The organism is Pseudomonas sp. GD03842 (genome assembly GCF_029841165.1).
Lineage (GTDB): Bacteria > Pseudomonadota > Gammaproteobacteria > Pseudomonadales > Pseudomonadaceae > Aquipseudomonas.
This window is the reverse complement of sequence record NZ_JAOCEA010000025.1, coordinates 26,583-51,743: the sequence shown is the minus strand read 5'-3', so window position 1 is coordinate 51,743 and position 25,161 is coordinate 26,583. Positions and strand designations below refer to the sequence as shown.

The 25,161-nt window shown below is 60.9% G+C and carries 28 protein-coding genes; 10 read left to right on the top strand and 18 right to left on the bottom strand.

Translation table 11 applies throughout. The annotated features are described in order from the left end of the window. Window positions 1–301 precede the first annotated feature (301 nt). Window positions 302–1,126 (bottom strand): tRNA 2-thiocytidine(32) synthetase TtcA, encoded by an 825-nt coding sequence (gene ttcA / locus N5D61_RS25400; protein ID WP_108240058.1) that lies wholly within the window; start codon window positions 1,124–1,126, stop codon window positions 302–304. A 350-nt stretch (window positions 1,127–1,476) separates the two neighbouring features. Here ttcA and N5D61_RS25395 point away from each other — a divergent pair, with 350 nt between their 5' ends. Further along, window positions 1,477–2,076, top strand: a complete 600-nt coding sequence (locus N5D61_RS25395; RefSeq protein ID WP_279894638.1) for a Yip1 family protein — start codon at window positions 1,477–1,479, stop codon at window positions 2,074–2,076. Window positions 2,077–2,214: 138 nt separating this feature from the next. Next, the gene (locus N5D61_RS25390; protein WP_108240060.1) at window positions 2,215–2,709 is read left to right on the top strand and encodes a SprT family zinc-dependent metalloprotease; all 495 of its coding nucleotides are present in this window, start codon (window positions 2,215–2,217) and stop codon (window positions 2,707–2,709) included. Between the two features lie 73 nt (window positions 2,710–2,782). Here the strand turns inward: N5D61_RS25390 and N5D61_RS25385 are convergent, their stop codons facing one another. The 5 genes from N5D61_RS25385 to N5D61_RS25365 all read right to left on the bottom strand — a co-directional run bounded on the left by N5D61_RS25385 (window position 2,783) and on the right by N5D61_RS25365 (window position 8,159). After that, on the bottom strand, window positions 2,783–3,964 hold the full coding sequence (locus tag N5D61_RS25385) for a CaiB/BaiF CoA-transferase family protein (RefSeq protein ID WP_108240061.1): 1,182 nt from the start codon (window positions 3,962–3,964) through the stop codon (window positions 2,783–2,785). A 178-nt stretch (window positions 3,965–4,142) separates the two neighbouring features. Further along, entirely contained in the window at window positions 4,143–5,477 is a 1,335-nt protein-coding gene (locus N5D61_RS25380) for a dicarboxylate/amino acid:cation symporter (protein ID WP_108240062.1), read from the bottom strand. A gap of 352 nt (window positions 5,478–5,829) precedes the next feature. After that, window positions 5,830–7,173 (bottom strand): ATP-binding protein, encoded by a 1,344-nt coding sequence (locus N5D61_RS25375; protein ID WP_279894637.1) that lies wholly within the window; start codon window positions 7,171–7,173, stop codon window positions 5,830–5,832. Beyond that, the gene (locus N5D61_RS25370) at window positions 7,170–7,847 is read right to left on the bottom strand and encodes a response regulator transcription factor (protein ID WP_108240064.1); all 678 of its coding nucleotides are present in this window, start codon (window positions 7,845–7,847) and stop codon (window positions 7,170–7,172) included. The genes N5D61_RS25375 and N5D61_RS25370 overlap by 4 nt, the downstream gene beginning before the upstream one ends. Window positions 7,848–7,904: 57 nt before the next feature. Continuing rightward, entirely contained in the window at window positions 7,905–8,159 is a 255-nt protein-coding gene (locus N5D61_RS25365) for a hypothetical protein (RefSeq protein WP_108240065.1), read from the bottom strand. Between the two features lie 244 nt (window positions 8,160–8,403). Here N5D61_RS25365 and N5D61_RS25360 point away from each other — a divergent pair, with 244 nt between their 5' ends. After that, the gene (locus N5D61_RS25360; protein WP_279894636.1) at window positions 8,404–9,210 is read left to right on the top strand and encodes a dienelactone hydrolase family protein; all 807 of its coding nucleotides are present in this window, start codon (window positions 8,404–8,406) and stop codon (window positions 9,208–9,210) included. A gap of 50 nt (window positions 9,211–9,260) precedes the next feature. Here the strand turns inward: N5D61_RS25360 and N5D61_RS25355 are convergent, their stop codons facing one another. Beyond that, on the bottom strand, window positions 9,261–10,400 hold the full coding sequence (locus N5D61_RS25355) for a PQQ-dependent sugar dehydrogenase (protein ID WP_279894639.1): 1,140 nt from the start codon (window positions 10,398–10,400) through the stop codon (window positions 9,261–9,263). 68 nt (window positions 10,401–10,468) lie between these two features. Further along, window positions 10,469–10,807 (bottom strand): hypothetical protein, encoded by a 339-nt coding sequence (locus N5D61_RS25350; protein ID WP_108240067.1) that lies wholly within the window; start codon window positions 10,805–10,807, stop codon window positions 10,469–10,471. Between the two features lie 312 nt (window positions 10,808–11,119). On the opposite strand from N5D61_RS25350, the gene N5D61_RS25345 reads away from it, so the two are divergent. From N5D61_RS25345 to N5D61_RS25330, 4 genes are all read left to right on the top strand, one after another. Further along, on the top strand, window positions 11,120–11,956 hold the full coding sequence (locus tag N5D61_RS25345; RefSeq protein WP_108240068.1) for an AraC family transcriptional regulator: 837 nt from the start codon (window positions 11,120–11,122) through the stop codon (window positions 11,954–11,956). 54 nt (window positions 11,957–12,010) lie between these two features. Beyond that, the gene (locus N5D61_RS25340; protein WP_279894635.1) at window positions 12,011–12,613 is read left to right on the top strand and encodes a LysE family translocator; all 603 of its coding nucleotides are present in this window, start codon (window positions 12,011–12,013) and stop codon (window positions 12,611–12,613) included. A gap of 83 nt (window positions 12,614–12,696) precedes the next feature. Next, window positions 12,697–13,698 (top strand): diaminopimelate epimerase, encoded by a 1,002-nt coding sequence (locus N5D61_RS25335; protein ID WP_279894634.1) that lies wholly within the window; start codon window positions 12,697–12,699, stop codon window positions 13,696–13,698. Window positions 13,699–13,946: 248 nt separating this feature from the next. Next, the gene (locus N5D61_RS25330; protein WP_279894633.1) at window positions 13,947–15,266 is read left to right on the top strand and encodes a PAS domain-containing methyl-accepting chemotaxis protein; all 1,320 of its coding nucleotides are present in this window, start codon (window positions 13,947–13,949) and stop codon (window positions 15,264–15,266) included. A 193-nt stretch (window positions 15,267–15,459) separates the two neighbouring features. On the opposite strand, the gene N5D61_RS25325 is transcribed toward N5D61_RS25330, so the two are convergent. From N5D61_RS25325 to N5D61_RS25300, 6 genes are all read right to left on the bottom strand, one after another. Continuing rightward, window positions 15,460–15,897, bottom strand: a complete 438-nt coding sequence (locus N5D61_RS25325; RefSeq protein WP_279894632.1) for a nucleoside deaminase — start codon at window positions 15,895–15,897, stop codon at window positions 15,460–15,462. Window positions 15,898–15,954: 57 nt separating this feature from the next. Then, on the bottom strand, window positions 15,955–16,464 hold the full coding sequence (locus N5D61_RS25320; RefSeq protein WP_279894631.1) for a hypothetical protein: 510 nt from the start codon (window positions 16,462–16,464) through the stop codon (window positions 15,955–15,957). Window positions 16,465–16,706: 242 nt separating this feature from the next. Beyond that, window positions 16,707–17,720 carry an ABC transporter substrate-binding protein gene (locus N5D61_RS25315; protein WP_108240074.1) on the bottom strand — a complete coding sequence of 338 codons (1,014 nt, stop codon included), beginning with the start codon at window positions 17,718–17,720 and terminating at the stop codon, window positions 16,707–16,709. Between the two features lie 53 nt (window positions 17,721–17,773). Continuing rightward, the gene (locus tag N5D61_RS25310; RefSeq protein ID WP_279894630.1) at window positions 17,774–18,283 is read right to left on the bottom strand and encodes a sigma-70 family RNA polymerase sigma factor; all 510 of its coding nucleotides are present in this window, start codon (window positions 18,281–18,283) and stop codon (window positions 17,774–17,776) included. Window positions 18,284–18,421: 138 nt separating this feature from the next. Further along, complete coding sequence (locus tag N5D61_RS25305) at window positions 18,422–19,201, bottom strand: PhnD/SsuA/transferrin family substrate-binding protein (protein WP_279894629.1); 780 nt, start codon at window positions 19,199–19,201, stop codon at window positions 18,422–18,424. A 9-nt stretch (window positions 19,202–19,210) separates the two neighbouring features. Beyond that, window positions 19,211–20,152 carry a fatty acid desaturase gene (locus N5D61_RS25300; RefSeq protein ID WP_279894628.1) on the bottom strand — a complete coding sequence of 314 codons (942 nt, stop codon included), beginning with the start codon at window positions 20,150–20,152 and terminating at the stop codon, window positions 19,211–19,213. Window positions 20,153–20,268: 116 nt separating this feature from the next. Here N5D61_RS25300 and N5D61_RS25295 point away from each other — a divergent pair, with 116 nt between their 5' ends. Further along, window positions 20,269–20,703, top strand: a complete 435-nt coding sequence (locus N5D61_RS25295; protein ID WP_108240078.1) for a GNAT family N-acetyltransferase — start codon at window positions 20,269–20,271, stop codon at window positions 20,701–20,703. Window positions 20,704–20,760: 57 nt separating this feature from the next. On the opposite strand, the gene def is transcribed toward N5D61_RS25295, so the two are convergent. From def to N5D61_RS25280, 3 genes are all read right to left on the bottom strand, one after another. Next, window positions 20,761–21,300 (bottom strand): peptide deformylase, encoded by a 540-nt coding sequence (gene def, locus N5D61_RS25290; protein ID WP_279894627.1) that lies wholly within the window; start codon window positions 21,298–21,300, stop codon window positions 20,761–20,763. A 59-nt stretch (window positions 21,301–21,359) separates the two neighbouring features. Then, window positions 21,360–22,361 (bottom strand): YihY/virulence factor BrkB family protein, encoded by a 1,002-nt coding sequence (locus tag N5D61_RS25285; RefSeq protein WP_108240080.1) that lies wholly within the window; start codon window positions 22,359–22,361, stop codon window positions 21,360–21,362. Between the two features lie 245 nt (window positions 22,362–22,606). Further along, window positions 22,607–22,798, bottom strand: a complete 192-nt coding sequence (locus tag N5D61_RS25280; RefSeq protein WP_108240081.1) for a CsbD family protein — start codon at window positions 22,796–22,798, stop codon at window positions 22,607–22,609. 243 nt (window positions 22,799–23,041) lie between these two features. Between N5D61_RS25280 and N5D61_RS25275 the strand changes: the two genes are divergently transcribed. Continuing rightward, the gene (locus N5D61_RS25275; RefSeq protein ID WP_279894626.1) at window positions 23,042–23,422 is read left to right on the top strand and encodes a hypothetical protein; all 381 of its coding nucleotides are present in this window, start codon (window positions 23,042–23,044) and stop codon (window positions 23,420–23,422) included. Between the two features lie 123 nt (window positions 23,423–23,545). Here N5D61_RS25275 and N5D61_RS25270 read toward each other — a convergent pair whose 3' ends face one another. Beyond that, the gene (locus N5D61_RS25270; RefSeq protein ID WP_108240083.1) at window positions 23,546–24,382 is read right to left on the bottom strand and encodes a S1-like domain-containing RNA-binding protein; all 837 of its coding nucleotides are present in this window, start codon (window positions 24,380–24,382) and stop codon (window positions 23,546–23,548) included. Window positions 24,383–24,618: 236 nt separating this feature from the next. Between N5D61_RS25270 and N5D61_RS25265 the strand changes: the two genes are divergently transcribed. Next, a complete protein-coding gene (locus tag N5D61_RS25265) occupies window positions 24,619–25,104 on the top strand; it encodes a hypothetical protein (RefSeq protein ID WP_279894625.1) in 486 nt (161 codons plus the stop codon). The last annotated feature ends 57 nt before the right edge of the window (window positions 25,105–25,161 follow it).

Here is a 25,161-nt window from a genome sequence, read left to right as displayed (position 1 = left end):
AAGGGGCGAAACCCCAGCTCCCAGCCTACGCGCAAACGGATCTGCCCCCGATTCCAGCTACGCCAGCTTCAGCAATCCAGTTGAGCCGTGTGTCCGGATGTAGGCGAGCTGATCCATTGACGAGGGTGACGCCGATTCACCGTTCCGCTTTTACAGCGGCCCCATTTTTGCCAAGAACAAAATGGAGTCGCCCGCAAAGAGCGAAACCCCAGCTCCCAGCCCACGCGCAAACGGATCTGCCCCCAATCTCAAATCACAGCGCCATGAACGGCCCCCACAGCTTGGAAACGCTCGTCCAACCTCAAAGATTCACGACATTGACAAACCGCGAAGCGGCCGTCTCGTCGATCTTCAGGCTGGCGAAGTCGAACAGATTACGGTCCGCCAGCTGCGAAGGCACCACGTTCTGCAAGCTACGGAAAATCATTTCCGAACGGCCCGGGGTCTTACGATCCCAGTCCTGGAGCATCTCCTTGACCACCTGACGCTGCAGGTTTTCCTGCGACCCGCAGAGGTTGCATGGAATGATCGGGAACTGCTTCATGTCCGAGTACGCCTGAATGTCCTTCTCGGCGCAATACGCCAGCGGGCGGATCACCACGTTGCGGCCATCGTCGGCGCGCAGCTTGGGTGGCATGGCCTTGAGCGTGCCGTTGAAGAACATGTTGAGGAAGAAGGTTTCGACGATGTCATCACGGTGGTGCCCCAGGGCCATTTTGGTCGCCCCGATCTCGTCCGCGAAGGTGTACAGCGTGCCACGACGCAGGCGCGAACACAGTGAGCAGGTGGTCTTCCCTTCGGGTACCAGCTCCTTCACCACCGAGTAGGTGTCTTTTTCGACGATGTGGTATTCCACCCCCAGCGCTTCAAGGTAGGCAGGCAGCACATGCTCCGGGAAACCCGGCTGTTTCTGATCCATGTTCACCGCGACGATGTCGAACTTGATCGGCGCGACCTTCTGCAAATGCATCAGCACATCCAGCATGGTGTAGCTGTCCTTGCCGCCGGACAGGCAGACCATCACCTTGTCGCCCTCTTCAATCATGTTGAAATCGGCCACCGCTTCGCCCGCAAGCCGACGCAGACGCTTCTGCAGTTTGTTCTGGTTGACTGAAAGGGTGCCCATGGCGCTGGTTTCGCTCGCTGTGACTCTGGAAAGGGGCGGTATTTTACGCATAAACGTTCCAGGTGGTAATGCCTGCTGATCGTCTCGCCAAGCGGTGCCTGTAGACCTGGGATCCGGCGCGGGGTGAGTCGTGGATACATCAGGGCGTGGCTACGTACTGCCTCATGATCATCTCTGGCTATTACCCTCGACGCTGAAGGCACGATTTACTCTAAAGCGCCCGTTTTTCGCGAGATGCAGCTTCCTATACTTGCAATGAGGTCGCAGCCGCTCTCCCTTTGCAGCACGTGGCCTTGCCCTGACCGCATCAGGCAGCCAGGCGCGACGGTTTCAGCGGAGGAGTCCAAGGCATGATCCATCACGTTTTGGGGCTGTTCACCCACCCCGATCAGGAATGGCAACAGATACGTGGCGAAGATGAGACCATCGGCCACATGTACCTCACCCACACGCTGATAATGGCCGCGATTCCGGCGGTGTCGGCTTACATCGGCACCACGCAGGTCGGCTGGGTCATCGGCGGTCGGGCGCCGGTGATGCTGACCAGCGAAAGCGCCGTCTGGATGACAATCATGTCCTACCTGGCGATGCTTGCCGGGGTCGCCGTAATGGGCGCGTTCATCCACTGGATGGCGCGCACTTACGATGCCAGTCCCAGCCTGGCACGCTGTGTGGCATTCGCCACCTACACGGCGACGCCATTGTTCCTTGGCGGCCTGGCTGCGCTGTACCCTCACATGTGGCTGGGCATGATGGTCGGTATGGCGGCGGTTTGCTACACCGTGTACCTGCTGTACGTTGGGCTGCCGGTGTTCATGAACATCCATCCGGACGAAGGCTTCATGTTCTCAAGCTCGGTTCTGGCGGTGGGCCTGGTGGTGCTCGTGGCGATCATGGCGTTCACCGTGGTGCTGTGGGGGGTTGGGGTAGGCCCCGAGTACACGAACTGACGACTGTAAACGCTGTGGACGCATGGCTTGCCCCGCGCCCACAGGGTTGTGCGGTGCCTTCACGACCATTCGGCAGCTTCAGTTTTCGGGCAAGGCGTGCTTTGCGGCATACTCGTCTCTTCTGGAGACCGATGAAGCATGCTCGAACCACTCAACACCCGCGTCGAATCCTGCTACCAACTCGCTGAAGAATTTTTCAAACGCCCTTTCAAACGCCCGGTGGTCAGCCTCAAGTTGCGCGGCCAGAAGGCCGGTGTCGCGCATCTGCACGAAAACATGCTGCGCTTCAATCCTCAGCTGTACCGGGAAAACACCGAAGACTTCCTGCGCCAGACCGTCGCCCATGAAGTGGCGCATCTGGTCGCCCACCAACTGTTCGGCGACACCATCCAGCCCCACGGCGAAGAATGGCAGCTGATCATGCGCGGGGTGTACGAACTGCCGCCCAACCGTTGCCATAACTACGAAGTGAAACGACGCCGCGTGACCCGCTACATCTATCGCTGCCCATGCCCGGAAAGCGATTTTCCGTTCTCGGTGCAGCGTCACCGCTTGGTGCGCAAGGGGCGTCGCTATTTGTGCCGTCGCTGCCGGGAGATCCTTGTATTCAGCGGCGAAACGCGGGTGGAATGAAGCGGCAAAGCGTTGCTCGAGCCTCGCCGTCCGTAAGCAGGCTCATGAACATGCCCGCCACCGGCCCCGACGCTTAGCCAAGGACCCCTGTGCGGCGCAGCGTTTCGATCTCGGCGTCACTGAACTGGAGCGTTTTCAGTACCTCATCATTGTGTGCGCCCAAAGCGACGCCAATGTGCCGGGCTTCGGGCAAGCCGTCTTCGAACTTGATCGGGCAGGCCATCTGCAACTGCGAAGAGCCGTCGCCGCGCGGCACCGGCATGACGACCTGACGAGCCTGCAACTGTGGGTGGTCAACCGCTTCGGAGAAGCGCAACACCGGTTCGACACAGGCGTCGACGCCAGCGAACAGGGCTTCGAGTTCTTCAAAGCTGCGCCGCTCGAATTCGATCTGCAACTCTGCCTTGAGGGCCTGCTGATCGCTGCGTTCGGGGGAGAGGCCACGCTTGGCCAGCTCAGGCCGGCCCAGCGCCTCACACAGTGTCTTCATGAACACCGGCTCCAGGCTGCCCACGGAAAACCACCGGCCCTCGCGGCTGCGGTAATAGTCGTAATAGCTGCCACCGTTGAGAAAGTGGCCTTCCGGCTCCGGTTCAAGGCCGGCGGCCAGCGCACCAGCGCCGGCCAGCCCATTCAGACTGAAGGCGCAATCGGTCATGCTGATGTCCACGAATTGGCCGTGGCCGGTCTGCTGGCGAGCCACCACCGCGGCCAATAGCCCGATGACCCCATGCAACGAACCGCCGGCGACATCCGCCACTTGCACGCTCAACGGCAACGGTCCGCTGCCCTCACGACCGGTCTGGCTCGCCAGCCCCGCCAACGCCAGGTAGTTGATGTCATGCCCGGCTCTAGCGCGGTAGGGCCCGGTCTGGCCGTACCCGGTAATCGCGACGTAGATCAGCCGGGGGTTGATCGCCTTGAGTGCGCTGTAACCCAGGCCCAGGCGATCCATGACGCCGGGCCGAAACTGCTCCAGCACAATGTCGTGATCGGCTACCAGCCGTTTCACCACGTCCACCGCTTCGGGGCGCTTGAGGTCCAGCGTCAGGCTGCGTTTGTTGCGATTGAGGTAGGCATGGCTGGCCGATATCCCCTGATCGTGGGGCGGCATCGTGCGCAGTAAATCCGGCCGGGTCGGTGACTCGATGCGCAGCACCTGTGCGCCCATGTCGGCTAGCAGCAGCGAGGCGAACGGGCCCGGTAAGAGCGTGGAGAAATCGAGCACTTTGAGCGAAGACAACGGGCCTTGCATGCGGGGGCATCCCTGGGCATCGGTGATGCGGACAGCGTAGATGCGGGTCACCCAGGCGGCAATGCCCGATGGCGCCCGTCGGGCAGACGCAAGAGCAGTACGTGTCCTCAGCCCACGAAAAAGCCCGCCCCGGAGTGCGCCGGGGCGGGCTTTTTCAATTCAGCGTGACGCGAAGCGATTACGAACGGCTCACCTGTGGCTGGCCTTCGGCGACGCCCAGGTCGTCATGTGGACGGTTCTCTTCGATAGCACGTCCGCCAGACGCCAGTTCGGCATTCATCTGCGGCACGTCCAACTCTTTGACCCACTTGGCGACAACCAGCGTGGCAACGGCGTTACCGACCAGGTTGGTCAGCGCGCGTGCCTCGGACATGAAGCGGTCGATACCCAGAATCAGCGCCAGACCGGCAACCGGCAGGTGGCCGACAGCGGACAGGGTGGCCGCCAGAACGATGAAGCCCGAACCGGTCACGCCCGCAGCGCCTTTGGAAGACAGCAGCAACACCAGCAGCAGCGTGATCTGATGGGTGATGTCCATGTGGGTGTTGGTCGCTTGAGCGATGAACACGGCAGCCATGGTCAGGTAGATCGAAGTGCCGTCCAGGTTGAACGAGTAACCGGTCGGGATCACCAGACCCACTACGGATTTCTTCGCGCCCAGACGTTCCATCTTGATCAGCATGCGTGGCAAGGCCGACTCGGACGACGAGGTGCCGAGCACGATCAGCAGCTCTTCGCGGATGTACTTGATCAGCTTCAGAATGCTGAAGCCGTGAGCGCGAGCGATACCGCCCAGCACCACCAGCACGAACAGGAGGCAGGTGATGTAGAAGCAGAGCATCAACTGGCCCAGTTGCACCAGGGTGCTTACGCCGTACGCACCGATGGTGAACGCCATGGCGCCCAGCGCACCCAGGGGAGCGAGTTTCATGATCATGTTGATGATGTTGAACATGACATGGGCGAAGCGGTCGATGAAATCCAGAATCGGCTTGCCATACGCGCCCAGACGGTGCAGCGCGAAGCCGAAGATCACCGAGAACATCAGCACTTGCAGGATATCGCCGTTGGCGAAGGCGCCGACGATGGTGTTAGGGATGACGTTCAGGATGAAGCCGATCACGCTCTGGTCCTGACCTGCAGTGACATAGGCTGCAATCTTCGAAGCGTCGAGCGTCGACACGTCGACGTTCATGCCAGCGCCAGGCTGCACGACGTTGACCACGACCAGGCCGATGATCAGCGAGATGGTGGAGACGATTTCGAAGTACAGCAGGGCGTAGCCGCCGGTCTTGCCTACGGATTTCATGCTCTGCATGCCAGCGATGCCGCTGACCACGGTGCAGAAGATGATGGGGGCGATGACCATTTTGATCAGTTTGATGAAGCCGTCGCCCAGGGGTTTGAGCGCTTTACCGGCATCGGGGTACCAGTGACCGATGGCGATGCCGATGATGATGGCAACGATCACCTGGAAATACAGGGATTTGTAGATAGGCTGACGAGTCGTCATTGCAGTGTCCTCAAGAGCCTCGGCGGCATCGTGCCTGATACGCCGGAGCCTAAAGTGCGAACCCTCCTGCCAGGAGGGATTTGTTTTTGTCGAGTTGCACGGGGCAGACCTCTGCGCTGTCTATCGCAAGCACCGTGCCATGATTCAACAAATCGCTGCAGGCCCCGAACGGCATGGACTGCCTGGTTAACACTGGTTGAAAAGTGCCATCCCTGGTGGCGGTTTTCCGCCCATTCACGATGAAAAAGCCTGTGCAGTGGCGGGTATCCGCCCATTCCAGAACTCATGGGTGGCAGTAGAAAGAACGCTACGGCGCTTGTAGGGGACTGGAGGCCCGGCAAACCGAGGGCACTTAAATCGCAAACCTCACACGGAACGCTGCGCCGCCCAGTACCGAATCCTCCAGGGTCAATTGCGCACCGTAGCTTTCGATGATGTCCTTGACCACCGCCAGCCCGATGCCCTGCCCCGGATGCTGTCGATCCAGCCGTTCGCCGCGCTCCAGAATCCGCGCTCTCTGACCCTGGGGCACACCAGGGCCGTCATCCTCGATGCACAGCTCGTTGCCCATGATCGAGGGACGCCAACTGACCCGGACCTCGCCGAGGCACAGCCGGTAGGCGTTCTCCAGCAGGTTGCCGAGCATTTCAAGCAAGGCACCCTCCTCCATTTGCACCTGACAGTCGTCCGGCAGATCCAGCGTGACACCGACGCGTTTGTCGCGATAGACCTTTTCCAGCGTGTTACACAGGCTCTCGACCACCGGCTTCAAGGCGACCTGATGGCGCACCAGCCCGCTTTTGCGCAAGCTGGCGCGCTGCAATTGGTAGCCGATCTGCTGGCTCATGCGTTCGATCTGGGATTGCAGGATGCGCGCCTGTTCGAGGTCCTCGGGGCGTTTGGCGAAGTTCTCACTGACGCCCTGCAGCACCGCCAGCGGCGTCTTCAGGCTGTGGGCCAGATCGCCCAGCGAGTCACGGTAACGGGTGCGTTGCTCGCGCTCGCTGCGCAGCAGCCGGTTGAGTGAATCGGTCAGACGCAACAGTTCACTGGGGTGTTGTTCGCTGAGGCTTTCCCGGGAACCCGCCTCCACTTGGTCGAGCTCCTGGCTCATGCCGCGCAATGAGCGCAGGCCCCAGGTCAGCCCTCCCCAAAGCAGGATCAACAGCACCAACAACGCGCCGCCAAAGCCCAGATAGAGTTTTTTGCGCAGGCCGGAGATGGTTTCCTGATACTCGCGCACCGGCTGCACGGCCACGATGCTGTAGGCCGCATTGCGCCCGCCCAGCAGCTTGATTTCCACGTCGTAAACGAAAAACTCTTCGCCAGTGGGTTGGCGGATCTTGGCGAACTCGGTGCCGAGCCCATCATAACGAGGCTGGTAATTGATGTTCTCGTCTTCGGTGGCCCGTGACCGCCAGACCAGTTTGCCCGCACGGTCGTAGATGTAACCCAGCAAGCGGCTGTCGGGCAGGCTGAACTGCTCGCCGGGCAGCAGGGTGGGCATCAGCAGCCGGTCTTCTTCCACGCGGGCGGCCGAGATGAGGGTGGTCACGTCCGAAGCGAGGCGCTTTTCGATCGAGCTTTCAAGCGCCAGGCTGAATGCGCTCTGCAGCGCAGGCAGCATGAGCAACATGAAAATGACCGCCAGTGTCGCGGCGGCCAGCATCAAACGGACGCGAAGCGATCGAATCATCGACAACGCTCAGTGAACAGGTACCCCAACCCGCGCACGGTATCGATGGGCTTGAACCCGCTCGGGCCTTCCAGCTTGCGGCGCAGGCGACCGACGAGCACCTCGATCACGTTCGGATCGCGCTCGTCATCGTCCGGGTACAACTGCTCCATCAGACGCTCCTTGGGCACCACTTGCTGATGGTGACGCATGAGGTATTCCAGAATCCGGTATTCATAGGCCGTCAACGCCAACGGCTGCTCGTCGAGCGAAGCCTGTTTGCGGTTGATGTCCAGGGTCAACGGCCCGGCGACGATGGTGGACTGGGTAAAGCCACTGGAGCGGCGCAACAACGCATTCATTCGGGCTTCCAGCTCTTCGAACTGGAAGGGTTTGACGACGTAATCGTCCGCGCCGGCCGCCAACCCTTCGACCTTGTCCTGCCAATTGCCGCGAGCGGTGAGAATAAGGATGGGAAACCCTTTGTTCTGCGCCCTCAGTTGACGAATCAGGTCCAGCCCGCCGATCCCCGGCAACCCCAGATCGATCACCGCCAGATCGTGATTGAACTGGCCGACCTGATACAACGCCTCATCAGCATTGCCCACCGCTTCGACCACATGACCGCTTTCGGTCAGCCGGGTCTGCAAGTGATGGCGCAACAGGGCTTCATCTTCGACAACCAGCAGTTTCATGACGCTCTCCCAGGCACAGACATACCTCTCGGTGGGTGACCCTTTGACCATGATGGCTTACAGCCGATGATAGACGGGCAAATAGTTGTCGGGACCCTGGCTGAGGCTAGACGATTGTGGCGCGTAGGCACCGCTCATCGCCGACGTGGCATCGGAGAGTCTAACCGTGTTGGCCATCATGATTCCCGACAGTTTTTTGCTGTTGCGCGCCAGGTCCACGCGCACCGCATCGGGATTGCCTTCAGCGGCCTGCGCGGCAGCGCTGCCCCCCAGAAAAGCCAGAGCCAGGAAAAACTTGTTGATCGTCACCATGTGCAGGTCCTCCGGCGCCAGGCGCCTTGTTGGGTACGGGATCGAGCATACGCAGCAAGCGCTGAACCCCTCCTGAACGCGTTCTGAACCTGGGCTGAACATCGTCGTGCAAGAGGGGTCCAGACCAAGGAAGGGCCGTTTGTCCACTGCGTGCGGCCTTCATGCCAAAGTGGGGTCGCGCCCCCCTTTAGACACAATCGTCTAGGCTCAAGGCCGAACACGCCCTCGACCAAAGGAGATGAACATGCGTTATCTGCTCGCCCTTACCCTCACCTGCCTGGCCGGCCTGGCACAGGCCGAAGTCCAGACCCGCACCATCGACTACCAAAGTGCCGACGGGACCCGACTGGTGGGTTATTACGCCTACGACGACGCCATCAAGGGGCCGCGCCCGGGCGTGGTGGTGGTTCACGAGTGGTGGGGCATGAACGATTATGCCAAGCGCCGCGCCCGAGACCTGGCCGTGCTGGGTTACAGCGCGATGGCCATCGACATGTACGGCGACGGCAAGAACACGGAGCACCCCAAGGACGCCATGGCGTTCATGCAAGCGGCCACCGCAGACGCCGCCGCCTCGGCCAAACGCTTCGATGCCGGGGTCGAGCAACTGAAAAAGCAGCCACAGACCAATCCGCAGAAAATCGCTGCCATCGGCTACTGTTTCGGTGGGGGCGTCGTGCTGGATGCCGCGCGCCGAGGTGAGCCGCTGGCCGCAGTGATCAGTTTCCATGGCGCGCTGGCGACCAAAACCCCAGCGAAGGAAGGGGTGACGAAAACGCCAATCCTGGTCGAACACGGCAATGGCGACACCATGGTCACCGCGCAGAACGTTGCAGATTTCAAAAAAGAAATGGACGCCGCGAAGGCCGACTACAAATTCGTCGGCATCGACGGCGCCAAGCACGGCTTCACCAACCCGGACGCCGACAAGCTGAGCCACGGGGATCATGGCGGGCCTGACATTGGCTATAACCAGACCGCCGACATGAGTTCATGGGCGGACATGAAAGCCTTCTTGAAGGAGCAGTTCGCGAAGAATTCGAGCCTGTAATGCCATCCGCGGGGGCGAGCGATCCATCGCCCTCCCCGCGGCCCCTCGGCTTACTGTGCCAGCCCGACCTTCAACAGCTTGCCGCTGTCTTCATCCGTCAACACATAGAGATAGCCGTCAGGACCCTGTCGCACGTCGCGAATACGGGAATTCAATTCCCCGAGCAGACGCTCTTCGTGCACCACTTTGTCGTCCTTGAGTTCGAGGCGGATCAGGGTCTGGGCCGCCAGTGCCCCGACGAACAAGTCGTGATCCCACTGTTTGAAGCGATCCGAGTCATAGAACGCCATCCCACTGATGCCGGGTGACTTCTCCCAGATGTGGAACGGATTCTTGACCCCTTCGACGATCTTGCCTTTGGACTCGGGAATCGGTTGGCCGGAATAGTCGATTCCGAACGTGGAGATCGGCCAGCCGTAGTTGGCCCCGCGCTCGATGATATTGACTTCATCGCCACCCATCGGGCCATGCTCGTGCGTCCACAGTGTGCCCGTCCATGGATTGAGCGCAGCGCCCTGCTGATTGCGGTGGCCGTAGCTCCAGATCTCGGGGCGCACATTTTTTTGACCGACGAATGGATTGTCCTGGGGGATAGAGCCATCGGGGTAGAGACGCACGATCTTGCCTTGCAGCTTGTCCAGATCCTGGGCCGTTGGGCGGTTGTTGTTTTCACCCAGCGCGATGAACAGGTAGCCATCGCGGTCGAACACCATCCGCGAACCGAAATGGTTGCCCACCGACAGCTTGGGTTGTTGCTGGAAGATGCGAGTGAAACCCTCCAGTCGGGTCAGATCGTCCGAAAGCCGCCCACGGCCGGCTGCCGTACCACCGGTCTTGCCGTCGGCGGCGACCTCGGCGTAGGTCAGATAAACCATTCGGTCCTTGGCGAAATCCGGGGATAACACCACGTCGAGCAAGCCACCTTGCCCCTGAACCCAAACGGCAGGCACCCCTGACACAGGCGCAGACAATTTGCCGTCCGGGCTGACCACTCGCAGGCTGCCGGTGCGTTCGGTCACTAGCATGCCCTTGTTGTCAGGCAGAAACGCCACGGCCCAAGGGTGCTGCAGACCGCCCACGACCTCGTCCACCGTCAAGGTGCCCTCCTCGCTTTTGTAGGTCGCTGCCTGCGACGGCAGATGAAGCAGTGCGGTGGCGCACAGGCTGGCAATCAAGGTCTGGCGGATCAATGTGCTACGCAACATGGGCGATTCCTTTTGCTGGGATGAGGCGAGATCGGTCGACACACGACGTCAGGTCAGTGGTCGCTGCGTTGAGGAGTACCGGCAGGGCGCGGGGCGTTTTGCCTGGAAGGGTAGCCGTTACCGATGCCGCCATTTTCAAGGGTCGGCGGGCGCGACGGCGCCGGGCTGAGGTTGGGCGCTCGGGTGCTCGGCGAGATGGATTGGGTGCCTTGGCGGCTGTTCGGATTGGCCCGGCGAATGGCGCCGTTGTCAGGTTGGCTGCTGCGGTTGGGGTAGCTGGCCGAGGCCAGACGCATAGGGTCGGCTGCCACGTGTTCATCGGCCTGAACCGCGCCAAGACTCAGGAATCCGCCGAGAATGACCAGCGCGAGGTGTCGCGAGAAGCTGTTCATCGTTGACCTCATTGGGATTGAGCAGGAATGCGTGAAGACTGCGGTCTTTGATAGCCATCGGGGACGTAGGTTCGCCCTGGAGCGGAGGATGGGCAACGTGTAGGAAGATTCAGTTTGTAACAAGGATAGTCAGTAGGCTAACCGTCGGAAGTTGCACAAATCTTCCAGACCTGCGGTTAGCCTAGCGATACATTCACCTGAAGCTCGCGGCACCGAGATGGGCGATGCGGCTTTCTTATTCACCGTCACCTTACGCGGCAGCGTGGAACGCTCGCCATCCCGTTGACCTCCTACCGCCGGACCAGGACCCTTATGCCCGAACGCAACTGGATCGATCTCAAGCAGGACGCGATGTCCGGCATCGAGACGATACGCGCGCATTTCGAAGGCCATGCCTATGACCCCCACTGGCATGACACCTATCTGGTGGGCATCACCGAGCAGGGGGTGCAGCAATTCAACTGTCGCCGCCAGCAATACAACAGCACCCCCGGCAAGGTGTTCATGCTTGAGCCGGGGGACATCCACGACGGCCATGCCCCGGAAGCGGGCGGCTTCACCTATCGCACCCTGTACATTGACCCGCACTGGCTGGATCGGGAATTGCGCGCCCAGTTCGACGAAGCGCCTGCCCATGCCCAACTGAGCTTCGGCAAAACGCTGGCCGATGATCCTCGGCTGGCCGTCGCCACCGCGCACGCGTTCGAAGCCATGCACACGCAGGAGCTGCGTATCGTGCGGCAGACCGCGCTGGACCATCTGCTGTCGAGCCTGACCAGCCACCTGCGCTGGCAGACGCTGATCAACCCCGACCCACGCTTGCCGCTGGTGGCCCAACGCGCGCGGGATTACCTGCACAGCCATCTGCATCAGGACATCGGCCTGGACGACCTCGCCAAGGTGGCCGGCGTCGACCGCTTCCGCCTGACCCGTGCCTTCAAGGCCGCTTTCGGGCTGGCACCGCACGCCTACCTGATTCAACTGCGCTTGACCCGTGCCCGACGCCTACTGGCGCGTGGCGAATTGCCGGTCAACGTCGCAGTGGCCCTGGGCTTCGCCGATCAGAGTCATTTGGGTCGCTGGTTCCAGCGCGCCTATCGCATGACCCCTGCCGACTACCGCAGACGTTGCTCAAATCTTCCAGACTGATGCCCTTCTCGTCGCGATGATCAGGTTCAGATCACTGGCTGCCGAGTTGCCCCAATGGAAACCCTTTTGCCCTTCGTCCTGTTCGCCTTCGTCGCTTCCATCACGCCAGGTCCGACCAACATCCTGGTGCTGACCAACAGTTCACGGCATGGCCTGCTGCGCACGTTGCCGCTCATGCTGGGGGGCTGTGCCGGGGCTGCCCTGATGGTACTGATCGTCGGCACCGGTCTCGGCGACCTGCTGGCACACCACCGCCAGGTGCAACGGGTCATGACCTGGGTTGGCATCGCCTGGCTGACCTGGCTGGCGTGGCAGATCTTCAGCGCGCCGGCCGAAGCCGTTGACCCCGACACTGCAGCGCGAGGGCCGCGACTGGGCCTGTGGAGCGCCGCCAGCCTGCAACTGGTCAACCCCAAGACCTGGATGATGGCGCTGGCGGTGGTCAGTGTGTTCGCGGGGAGCGACGCCGACCGCCTGTGGCGGATCGTATGGCTGTCATTGGTGTTCTTTCTGGTGGCCATCCCCTGCATGAGCGCCTGGGCGTATCTGGGTGTCAGCGCCGCGAAATTCTGCCGTTCGGCCCGCAGCATGAAACGCTTCAATCAAGTCATGGCGTTGCTGTTATTGGCGTCAGCGTGGTTGACACTGGTGATGTGAGCGGCGAGCGCGTCACGGAAGCGAATTCGTCGGGGGGCCCCGCATGATTTAATGCGTTTTTTGTGACCGACGCCGGACCCGCCATGGCCACCTTCTACGATGCACGCGGTAACGTTTACGCCGTGATTTCTCCCGATGCATTGCGCGCGATGGGCATCGACCTACCCGCCTCTGCGGCACAAGCGGCGCTCTCTCGGCAATGCTGGACAACACGCGCGGTCGCCACCGTGTGCGACTGGCCGACGGGCGAACGTCCACAGGGCAGCAAGGCTCATCGCTCGGACGGGCTGCTGGTCGGGCCATTTCAGCAGGCCGCCCCCTTTGACGTACTGATCGTCAATACCGACGGCACGCTGGCCGAGCGCAGCGGCAACGGGTTGACCATCTTCTCCCAATCGCTGGCCGATTCGGGCCGACTTGCGAACGACGAGGGGTTCACGCTGCACGTGCATCACGACCATGGCGGAGCAATCAACCCGTCCTCGATCGACGTGTTCGCAGCCACCGTCGAAGGCGTCCCAGGCTTCTGGCTGGACATCGGCACCCCAGATTTCGGCCCGGCTGCCGTGGGCGCTGTGGGATCGGGCCTCAGCGAGGCCCGGCTCGGCGATGCCGTCGTTCATCGTGTCGATCGCCTGGCACGCCTTCAGCCCGACTGGCACAGCAGCGCGTTCGTCAGGGTGGGCAATCCTCATTGCGTCACGTTGGTAGTGGGCATCGGGTCATTGCCGACGTTTGAAGCACTGCACAACGCCCCCCTCAATGAGGCGCTGACGCGCATTGCCTTTGCCCGAGGTGAATTCGGTGACGGGGAGCCCTGCCCTGCCGGGATCAACCTGCAATGGGCGGCGAACGTCGGTGCGAACCGCATCGTGGCCCGCGTGTTCGAGCGCGGCGAAGGGCCCACGGCGTCCTCGGGCACCAGCGCCAGCGCAGTGGCATGCGCGGCGTGGCGGGTTGGCTGGGTAAGCGCCGGCCTGGTTGAGGTGGTCATGCCCGGCGGCACCGCTCCCGTGCGTTTGCTCGCAGAGGAAGGGTTATTGCGGCAGGTTCATTTGTTTGGCACGGCGAAACTACAGCAATAAACATCCGCAACGCTCAGCCAACGAATACACCGCCTGGCCGTGGCCTACGTGGATATCGATCAACGGCCAGCCCCGCCTGATCACGGCGGGCTGTCGGCCCATTCCTCGCACCTGCCAAATTGCCACTATTCAGATTGCATCCCGCTTGCCCTTGTCTATTCTCTCAACGATCGCGTTTAAGCGTCCTGGCATCAGGGCCTGCGCGCGTGGCAGCACTCATCGACCAAGGACGCGAGGTAGGGTGGCAGATGTTCAATTCACACCGCAAAGCCGTTGAATACGAATTACAGGTATCCACCGCCGCCCTGTGCCAGTCCAAGGCCAAGCTGGCAGCGATCAGCCAATCCATGGCCATGATCGAATTCACCCCGGACGGCATCATTCTCGACGCTAACGAAAACTTCTGTCGGACCATGGGGTATCAGCCCGGTGAGCTGGTGGGCAAGCATCATCGGATCTTCTGTGAAAAGACGTTTTGCGACAGCGATGCCTACCGCGCGCTGTGGCGCGATCTGGCCCGAGGCGAGCCATTGAGCGGCGAGTTCATGCGCCTGGATAAGTCCGGTCGTGAGGTCTGGCTGGAGGCGAGCTACATGCCCGTGTTCGACAGCGACGGCGGGGTGCAAAGCGTGATCAAGGTCGCCTCGGACATCACCGCCCGCGCCTACAAGGGCCATGAAAACCAGAGCATGATCGATGCAATCGGCCGCTCGATGGCGATGATCGAGTTTTCCCCAGACGGCCGAGTGATCACCGCCAACGAAAACTTCCTGCGCACCCTGCACTATTCGCTCGAAGAAGTGGTAGGCCAGCACCACAGCATGTTCTGCCCACGGGAAGAGGTGGAATCCCCGGCGTACAAAGCCTTTTGGGCCTCGCTCAACCGGGGCGAGTATCACGCTCACCGGTTTGCACGGGTCAACAAACTCGGCCAGACCGTGTACCTGGAAGCGACCTATAACCCGCTGTTCGACGTCAAAGGGCGCCTTTATAAAGTGGTGAAGTTCGCCAGTGACATCACCGAACAAGTGACGGTCCAGCGCAACGCCGCCATCACGGCCCATGACACATCCGTGCGTACCGACGCCTGCGCGCAGAAGGGGTCCAGTGTGGTGCAGCAGACCGTCGAGGTGATCGAACAGATTTCCAGCGACCTCAACGAAGCCGCCCGCAGTATCGATGCGGTGAACAGACAGTCGGAAATCATCGCGACCATCGTTCAGACCATCCGCAGCATCGCCGATCAGACCAACCTGCTGGCGCTGAATGCGGCCATCGAAGCGGCGCGGGCTGGCGAGCATGGCCGCGGCTTTGCCGTGGTGGCCGACGAAGTGCGAGGTTTGGCCGCGCGTACCAGCAAGGCCACGGTCGAGATCGTCGATGTGGTCCGGCAGAACAATGAACTGGCCAGGAGTGCCGTCTCCAGCATGCAATCGAGCCTCAGTCGAACCAGCACCGGCGTCGAGCTGGCCAATGAGGCTGGCGAAGTCATCCTGGAGATCCAGCAGGGATCAAGGCATGTGGTGGACGCCATCAGCCAGTTCAACTCGACGTTGCGACTGGACTGATTGCCGCAGGCAAGCGCCACGCCACTCCGCATGTCGCGACTCGCCCGGGATCACTGACTGACGCGCGGCCCAAGGCAATGGGCCAATGGCCAGTGACTGGCGTCAAGGCCTAGCGGATGGCCGTCGCCCCCGGAGGAGACGGCCAACGTTTCGCGGCGGGCGGGGCACCCCGCGGCGTCGGGATCAGGGTCGGCTACTCACCGATGTCCTCATTCCACAACTCGGGCTTGTCGGCGATGAATTGCTTCATCAGCGCAACGCAGGTCGCGTCATGCACCACGTCGACCTGTACCCCACGTGCGCGCAGGAGCGCTTCCTCGCCCATGAAGGTTTCGTTTTCCCCGACGACGACCTTGCGGATGCCGTAGAGCAGAATCGCGCCGCTGCACATCGCACAGGGCGAAAGGGTGGTGTAGAGGGTGGCTTCACGATAGATTTTTGCAGGCTGACGCCCGGCGTTTTCCAGCGCGTCCATTTCCCCGTGCTTGATCGCACTGCCCTCCTGAACCCGTCGGTTGTGGCCACGGCCAATGATCCTGCCGTCATGGACGATCACCGAACCGATCGGAATGCCCCCCTCGTCCAGCCCTTTTTGCGCCTCGTCAATGGCGGCCTGCATGAATGGGTCCATGGTGTCTCCTTCCCGTGAATCAAAACGAAAGCGCCTCGTCCAGACAGCCCGGACGCGTCAAGGCTTGGCTTTTTTCAGCGCGTTGTCCAGTGCTGTCGAGACATAAACCTTGAGCAGTTCACTGGAGCGGTTCTTCATGTCCATGCCGACGTCACGCTGTTTGGTGCGGAATTTATTGGCAATCTCCGGCGGCGGGTCACCAATATCGAGCGCGGTCAGTTCTTCAGGGGTGAAGGAGGCGGCGTAGGACGCGGCCAGATTTCGATCCCATTCCTGCTGATACTGGGGCTGCAAGTATTGCAGCTCGTCCTGGACGATTTCCTGCGCTTTGGTCCGCCCGACCGTTTCGACGATGGTGGCGAAGGTCACAGTGCGTGAGGCCACCTGATACCCCAACCAGCCTAGGCTTTCGCCCAGGTGCCGGTCCTGCACGAAGGCCAGCGCATTGGCGGGGACAGCGGGCGATGATGCCGTTTTCTCCTCTTCTGCCAACACCGGAAGCGACAGCAAAAGGCTGAGTACCGCCCCATTCAGCGCCGTCAACGCAGTCGATCTGCTATATCCCATGTCCTCTCCCCAGCGACTTCTTATCGGTGATCAACGCACTGACTGCCCGGGTGAAACTAGCAGGTGAACGTTCCTTTGCCAGCTCACCGGACTGGACAGGGCGTGATTGGCCACGCTCCTGTCGCATACGGAAATCTGACCGCGAGGATCGATCAAGGTTGACCGCCAAACAAAGACGCCCCAATCAGCGCGAGTGAAAGCACTCGCTCCGACTGGGGCGCACGGCGCCTAAGGCACTACGACTAGAGCCCGGCGGTGACCTTGTGGGCCACGTCCGCGGGCACCCACGCGTTCCAGACTTCCGGGTGTTGTTTGAGGAAGGTTTTGGCCACCGCATCCGGCTCCAGGCGTTTTTCGCTCATGTCCCCCAGGGTTTGATTGAGCAGGTCGATGGGCAGGTCAACCTTCTCGAAGAAGCTGACCAGCTCCGGGTATTGCTTGTGAAACGGCTCCGACACGCCAATGGCCAGATGCGCGGCCAGGGAGCTTGAGCCGATCGGGTTTGGGTTGCTGGCGTCGGCCAGGGTCTTCCACGCCGCCTCGTTGAAGGGTGGCTCTTGCAGCTTGATCAATTTGAAACGTCCCAACAGTGGCGTGGGTGACCAGTAGTAGAACAGCACGGGCTTGTTGCGCCGGATCGACGAAGCGATTTCCGCATCCAGCGCCGCGCCTGAACCGGTGCGGAAGTTGACGTAGCTGTCGTTGAGTTTGTATGCCTTGAGCTTCTGGGTGTTGACGATTTCCGAGGTCCAACCGGTCGGGCTGTTGAGGAATCGTCCCTTATCTGGCGATTCAGGGTCTTTGAACACGTCTTTGTACTTGGGCAGATCGGCGACCGATTTCAGGTCCGGAGCCAGGGGTTTGATGCCCTTCTCCGGGTCACCCTTGATCACGAACTCCGGCACCCACCAGCCCTCGGTCGCGCCTTTGACGATATCGCCCAGCCCGTAGACCTTCCCTTCGGCTTCCGCCTTGACCCACGCTGGGCTTCGACCGGCCCACTCTTCGCCGATCACCTGAATGTCATTCTTGGCCAGCGCCGCTTCGAGGCTGACGGTACTGCCCGGCAGTTTGTCCGTCTTGTAGCCATACCCTTTTTCGACGATGGTCCTCAGGATTTCCGTGATCAGGCTGCCGCTTTCCCAGGTGATGTCACCAAAATGAATGGGCGCCGTCTGTTCCGCGCTGTGGGCGGGCTGCGTCAGTACTGTCAGTGCCAGCAGCGAGCCGCCGAGCAGTTTTTTTATCGATGTCATGAAGATCTCTCGTGGCTCAAAGGGGGCAGAACAGGTTCGGTTCAGGACACGCTTCATTCCAGACACGCGCGGAGGCAACAGGTTTCAGCCGTTTCCATGTAATCGCTGACCGAACGAGGGGAAATACCCAGCCGGGTGGCGATTTCAGGGTAGGTCAAACCGACGCTGCGTGAGAGCAGGAATGTGGTTCTGACCTTCGACGGGAGGCGATTCAGACGCTGATCGATACGATCCAGCGTCTGCCAGGTCGCCGCCAGATGCTCGGGCGAAACCAACGATAAGGGGTGTTCATCGCCTAGTGCGTCGAGGTGCTTGCGTTCAAGTCCGCGTCGCCGCCAGCGCTGGTAGACCAAACGTTGAGCGATGGTGGTCAACAGTGCCCGCGGTTCGCGGATCGCCACCACATTGGGCGAGGTCAGCAGTTGCAGGAACGTTTCAGAGGCAATGTCCTCGGCGGCTTCAACATTTTCCACCTGCCGGTGCAGGCGCTCGCACAACCAGCGGTGATGGCGTTGAAAGAGTTCGCTCACGTAATTGGCATAAGGCCCATCGACGCCTGACATATCGCTTCCCTGAGCACGTAGTAAGTGTGCGCCAGGCCATGCTAGCAAGGGCTCATATGCATTAATAATATTTAAAAGCGATGGTTATAGATCGAAAAGACATACCTCAAACGCTTCGCATGGACCGTCCGCTGGGTGCTAGAGGTGGCGCAAGCCTTGGGCCGCTGCTTGACGCTCATAATCCAGCAGCACCTCATATTCCGCCTCATCGGCAGGCAAAATGTCGGTGATCGCGAGCACGCGTGCCACGTCCGGCAGGTCCAGCAGCGCTTGATTCATGGCCCGCCGAATCGCTGCGCCATCCTCACCCTGGCGCGTGATGTAAGGCAGGCAAGGCCCAAACGCGGTACGCCCGATGACCTTGATGCCCGCCACTTCCTCGCTGTGATCCCGCGCCAGATAGTCGAAGGTCACGCTGTCGACGGCCGCCAGATCGCCCTGCCCCGCCTTGATCGCCGCCAGGCTGTTGCGATGCCCACCGGTCAAGGAGACCTGGCGGAAAAATGTTCCGTCTCGCTGCAATGGCGCCAGGGCGTGACGGAAAAGGTTCATGCCGGAATTGGAGTCCACCGAATTGAGCAGCCCGTGGCTGCCGCGAAACGCTTCAAGCCCGCGCCGGGGATCGTCGGCGCGCGCAACGATCAAACTGCAATGGCGACCTGCCGAACTGTTGGGCAACGCGTAGACCGGACGCCCCACGACTCGCACCTCACCCCGCAATTGCGTCATCAGCGGATAGCCGCAGGTCTGCGCCACCAGCAGTTGCGGCGAGCGCCAGACTTGATCGAGCGTCAGGTCCCCGGCCTCCAGGCGCTCTGCCGCCAACAGCGTCAACACCCGGTTCAACCAGTGATGCTGGGCCGTCTGAACCCGTTCGGGCGCGACATACATCCGTAATTCGGCGAGACCCTGAGCCATGTGCAGATCCTAGACGTGGGGATGTTGAGGGCTGTCGATCGGGGAAAAGCTGTGACGCCGGAACAGTTCACCATACCCCGGCACCAGAAAACCACCACTGCGCGCCACCCACTGAGCGCGACCCTCGCGGTACACGATCGGGATGTGATACCAGGCCAGGCCAGGGAGGTCGTGGTGCACCAGATGCAGGTTCAGGTTGAGAAACAGCCAGCGCCACGGCCACGATGCCTCGTTGATCGCCGTGCGCTGGTGCGAATGCTCGGCCGGACGGTGTTCGTAATAGGAACGCACCATGGAGATCGCGAGCGCGGGCACACTCACCAGCAGCAGGTAATGCACACTGGAGAAGGCGCTGTAGTGCTCGATGAAAGCGAACATCAAGACCAGGAAAAAACCGTGAGTCGCCCACATCGCCCAGGCTTGACGCTCACCGTGCCACAAGCGCCTCGATTCCCCGATGAGCAGGCTGCCCAGCGCCAGCGGCACTCCGAACACCAGGCGCCCCGGCGGTGTCTTGTCGAGCCATCGCAGCAGACGCATTGGCGCGGCGGTCTGTGCCCAGCGCAACTGACTCAGGTAACGGCTTTCCGGGTCCATACCTGGAACGGTCAGGTGTTCGTCGCGATGGTGCTGCATATGGGTGTCCCGATACAGCGTGTACGGATACCAGACCGCCAGCGGCGCATAACCCAGGCATTTGTTGAGCCACGACCAACGCGTCGGGTGGCCGTGAATCAACTCATGCTGCAACGACATCCACAACACCGTCAGCAGGATCATCAAACTCGTGGTCGGCCATACGCCCAGACTCGGGCTGACGAGCACCAGGGTCGGCCATGCAGCGTAGACGCCCAGCAACAGCAACCACGTCGGCCACTCCGTGCGGCCGGTGAAGCGTTCGCGCAGACGGGCGATGTCTTCGCGCTGGGCGGTGTCGAGGTAATGGGCCATGGCCGCTCCTGCAAAAAGGCTGATACCCCTCTTGTGGCGCTACGGCGTCGAATCTTGTAGACCGATTGGTTATGACGGTAGAACAAACATCCAAATCTGAACGCGAGCGCCGCGCAATGCTATTTCAACCCCTCCCTGCGATTCAGCGCCCGCTGCTGGAAAAGTTCTATAAGGCGCATCGGTCGGGGATGAAGCCCCGGGCCGGTGCACAGATGTGGGTGGCCAGAGACCCGGATATCGTCGCCGCGCTGTGCCTGACGCCTGTCGGAACCGGTCACTGGCTCACCGGCATGTTCGTGGCGCCCGTCCGGCGAGGGCTGGGACTCGCCCATGCCCTGATCGAAGCAGCACTCGGCGGATTGGAGGGTGAGGTGTGGCTGTTCTGCGAGCCGGATCGGTTGGGGCTCTATCGGCGGTCGGGCTTTGCCCAGGCTTGGGACTTGCCTCAGGAACTCGCCGATCGCCTGGCCCGTTATCGGCAGACCAAGCCTCTACTGGCCCTGGTCAGGCCTGCCCCGCGTCGGTCAGTCGGCTCGGCCGCGAGCGGATAGCGATGGATCATCGCGCCGCTTCACGGCAGGTTGCGGGGTTTGACGGCCGAAGACGCGTCAATCATCGGCGTTTGGGTCCATGTCAGGGAACAGCACTTCGGTGAACCCGAAACCGGTAAAGTCCTTGACCCGCGAGGGGTAGAGGCGGCCGATCAGATGGTCACACTCGTGCTGCACGACGCGCGCATGGAAGCCACGCGCGACCCGTTGAATCGCCTTGCCCGAAGGATCGAAACCTTCGTAGCGGATGTGCTCGTAGCGCTCCACCACGCCGCGCAGGCCAGGCACCGACAGGCAGCCTTCCCACCCCTCTTCCAGCGTGGGCTCGAGCGGCGTGATCAGAGGGTTGAGCAGGATCGTCTGAGGCACCGCCTCGGCATCGGGGTAGCGTTCGCTGCGCTCGAAGCCGAAGATCACCAGCTGCAGGTCGACACCAATCTGCGGCGCGGCCAGGCCAACGCCGCCAACGCTGCGCATGGTTTCGAACATGTCTTCGATCAACGCGTCCAGCTCTCGAGAGCCGAACATCGATTCAGGGACCGGTGGCGCGATGCGCAGCAAGCGCGCGTCGCCCATTTTCAGAATGTCACGGATCATGGAAGAACCTTTCTAAGGGGCGGATGCGCCGGGTATCGCGCATCCTGCCACAGGATCGGTCAGGACTCGTCGGTTTTCAGCACCTGCATCGGCTGCTGATAATCGTCATGGTCGCGGGTGTGGTCTCGGCCCAGCCCGGAGACGTGTTTCTTCTCGTAGGCGACCTCCGGTTCGGCATCCTGGCCCCCGTCGTCGGGCGTTTTCTCGCCTTTGTCCTTGCCTTCGGCGGACATGTGCTCGATCACCGCATTCATCTCAGCGCCCAACAGCAGCACCGATGCCGAAATGTAGAAGTACAGCAGCAAGACAATGATCGCCCCGATGCTGCCGTACATCGCGTCATAGTTGGCGAAAGTCTTCACGTAGTACGCGAAGCCCAGCGAGGCGAGGATCCAGACCACCACCGCCAATACCGAGCCTGGGGTGATGAAGCGGAATTCCTGCTGCACGTCAGGCATAACGTAATACATCATTGCCACCGAAACCATCAGCAGCAGGATAATCACCGGCCAGCGCAGAATGGTCCACAGGGTGACGATGAAGTCCTCCATGCCAATCTGGGCAGCGAGCCAATTCATCACCACCGGTCCCGTGACCATCAGCGCTGCAGCGGCCAGCAACATGCCGGCAAAGCCGACGGTATACAGCACCGAGAGCGGGAGTCGTTTCCAGATCGGACGGGCTTCAACCACGTCGTAGGCGGCATTCATGGCGCTCATCATCAGCCGTACACCGGCCGAGGCGCTCCACAATGCGATGACGATACCGATGGACAGCAATCCGCCCTTGGACTGCTGCAACTGGTCGATGACCGGGTTGACTTGATCGAGCGCAACCGGCGGCAACACGAGCTCGGATTGCAGGCGCAGCCAACTGAAAAAATCGGGGAGGTGGAGGAAACCGATCAGTGCGATCAGAAACAGTAAAAACGGGAACAGCGAGAACAGCATCTGGTAGGCCAGCGCCGAGGCGTAGGTCGACATCTCATCGTCGAGAAATTCTTTGACCGTTCTGACCAGCACCGTCGTCAGACGTAACTGGCGCAAATCCGGGAATATCATGGCGTCTCCTTTCGCGACATAGACATATCTGAAACACATTCATTTATACGAGCGGGCAAAGGCTTCTAAATTCCGTACGCCCGCACAACGGCGGGTTTTACAGTGAGTTAAGCACGTTGACCACGGCTGAATTGTTTCGGCCGATCCATTCGCGGGTACCAGACGCGATGACGGCCATCGCTGGATGGCCGTCATCGTCGGTTCAGATCATCGCCCGGCCTTCAACAGGCCCGGGCAGATCGCACTCAGGCCTTGTCGACGCCTTTCTTCACGGCATCCTTGGTTTTGCCGACCGCTTGCTGGGCTTCGCCTTTCAACTCTTGGGCCTTGCCTTCTGCACGCAGCTTGTCGTTATCGGTCGCCTTGCCCACGCCTTGCTTGACGTTACCGACCGCTTCGTTGGCCATGCCTTTGACTTTATCGGTGGTGCTGCTCATGGGATGTCTCCAGATCAGAAATAAGGTGTCATAACCTCGACATTCGATGGACCACTCGCCGTTTCGCTGAGTTTCAAATATTTTTACGAACGGTCTTCGCTGGCGAAATACCGCGTTTCGTCGATGGGACTTTATGTTTTCCCGGCAACCCCGGAGAATGCGCGGCCGAGACTGGCCTGAACCTCTTGCGGATCCCGTTCAGGCTCGCGTCAGGCTCATGAAAACAGGATTCACAGGAACGCTATGAAAATCGACAAGCAGCAGGCCATCGCGCGCCGCAACGAGGAACTGGGCGGCGCGGTACTGGGCACCAACAACACCCATTTCGCGACGCTGGACCCCAAACGCAACATCTGGTGGTTTGACCTGCCTGTCAGCCGTCTGGCCATTGGTCAATACGAATGGCTGCACCTCCTGCTGCACACCCCAAGCACCGATGAGTTGATTCACCTGAAAGTCACGACCCGCTTCTTGCGCGAGCACATGGACGACGTAGTCATCCGCAACGAAGGCAAGCGCAAGTCGACGGTCAGCCTGGAGCTGTCGGCTAACAAGGATTCCTTCCTCAAGGACATGCGTCCGAACGGCGCGCACCTGAGTTTCGCGGCGTTCGTCCAGAAGTGATCGCCAAAAGGCGTTGATCGGGCTGGTACAGGCGCTCTGGTCAGCCAGCCGCGCCTGCCCGAAGCGACTTGCCCCCCTTCCTCCGACGGCGTCGCGCGGTCAGTCGAGCAGGCCTGTCGGGGTTCAGGCCAATTCGATCCGGTCAGCGTGAATCACGATCCGGCCCTGCTTGTACAACCCGCCGATGGCCTTCTTGAAGTTGCCTTTGCTGACGCCGAACAGGTTGCTGATCACCGTCGGATCACTCTTGTCGCTCACGGGCAGCACACCGTTGTGCTCGCGCAATTTGGCGAGAATCTGCTCGCTCAGCCCACTGGCCAGTTGCTCGCCCACCGGCTGCAGGCTCAGGCTGATCTTGCCGTCGCTGCGCAGTTCCTTGATGTAACCCTTTTCCTGCTTGCCAGGCCGCAGGAACTTGAACACTTCGTTCTTGTGGATCAGGCCCCAATGCGCGTGGTTGATGATTGCCTTGAAGCCCATCGCGGTTTCTTCCGCCACCAGCAAGTCGACCTCCTGGCCAACGGTGTAAGGGGGCGGGGTCTTGTCCAGGTAACGATCCAGGCGCGTCGTGGCGGTGATCCGGCGGCTGTGTCGATCCAGGTAAACATGCACCACACAGTAGTCACCGGCCTTGAGCGGGCGCTTTTCCTCCGAATAAGGCAGCAGCAAGTCCTTGGACAACCCCCAATCGAGGAAGATACCGATGCTGTTGACCTCCACCACCTTGAGGCTCGCGAACTGGCCAACCTGAACCTTGGGCTTTTCCGTGGTGGCAATCAGCTTGTCATCGCTGTCCAGGTACACGAAGACATTCAACCAGTCTTCGTCTGCGCTGGGCACGTCCTTGGGAATGTACCGATTCGGCAGCAGGATCTCGCCGTCCTGCCCCCCGTCCAGGTACAACCCGAAGTTCGTATGTTTCACCACTTGCAAGCTGTTGTAGCGCCCGACTAAAGCCATATCCCGATACCCTCATTGCGTGGCCGGCATTCTACCTGACTTTGACAAAGGCTTGCGGAGGTGGCGATTCCCCGATCCTGGTGCATCCGGTTGAACGATTCGTTCTCGCCGAGCACAAAAGCTCTGCTTTACTGCGTTTTCATGGCCTGTGTTTCGTGGCCTGACGCAGCGACGTCGCCAACGAATCGACAGTCTGTACGAGTCCTGATCACCGAATGCCTTTGCGGAAACCGGATATGAACAAATGGATGTTTTTCGGCGCCGTCCTCTTTATCGGGCTGGGCGGTTGCGCAAGCCATCGCTGCGATGTGTCCGCCGCAGGTAGCGAGTGCCGCAGTGACTATCTGCTGTATCAGAACGATATGCTGCAAGCGAAATGGATCATCAACGAACGGCGCCAAGACGATTATGAGTTGGCCAGCGCGCTGCTGAACCGCGCAGCGCGTCAGGACAAGACCGGTGAGGCCGAGTTCTACCAAGCTATCCTGCTCATCCGCTCCAAGGCCGAAGACACGAAGGTCCATGAAAAGCTGCAGGATTCAGCCGATCATCAATACCCATTGGCCATCGCGCTGCTGGCGCAGCGGGCCGGTTCCGTGGACCAGGAAAAGGCCCGCGGCTACCGTGCGCAATACGACAAGCTTGATGTCGCCAAAAGCGGTTACCCGTCATTTCAGCAGGCATTGGTGGTGGTCAACGGGCTGATCGCACCGAACCCCTGATCGCGAAGTTCAATTTTTCTGCACCCAATCGACCAACGGTCGAAACCCCGGCCCGTT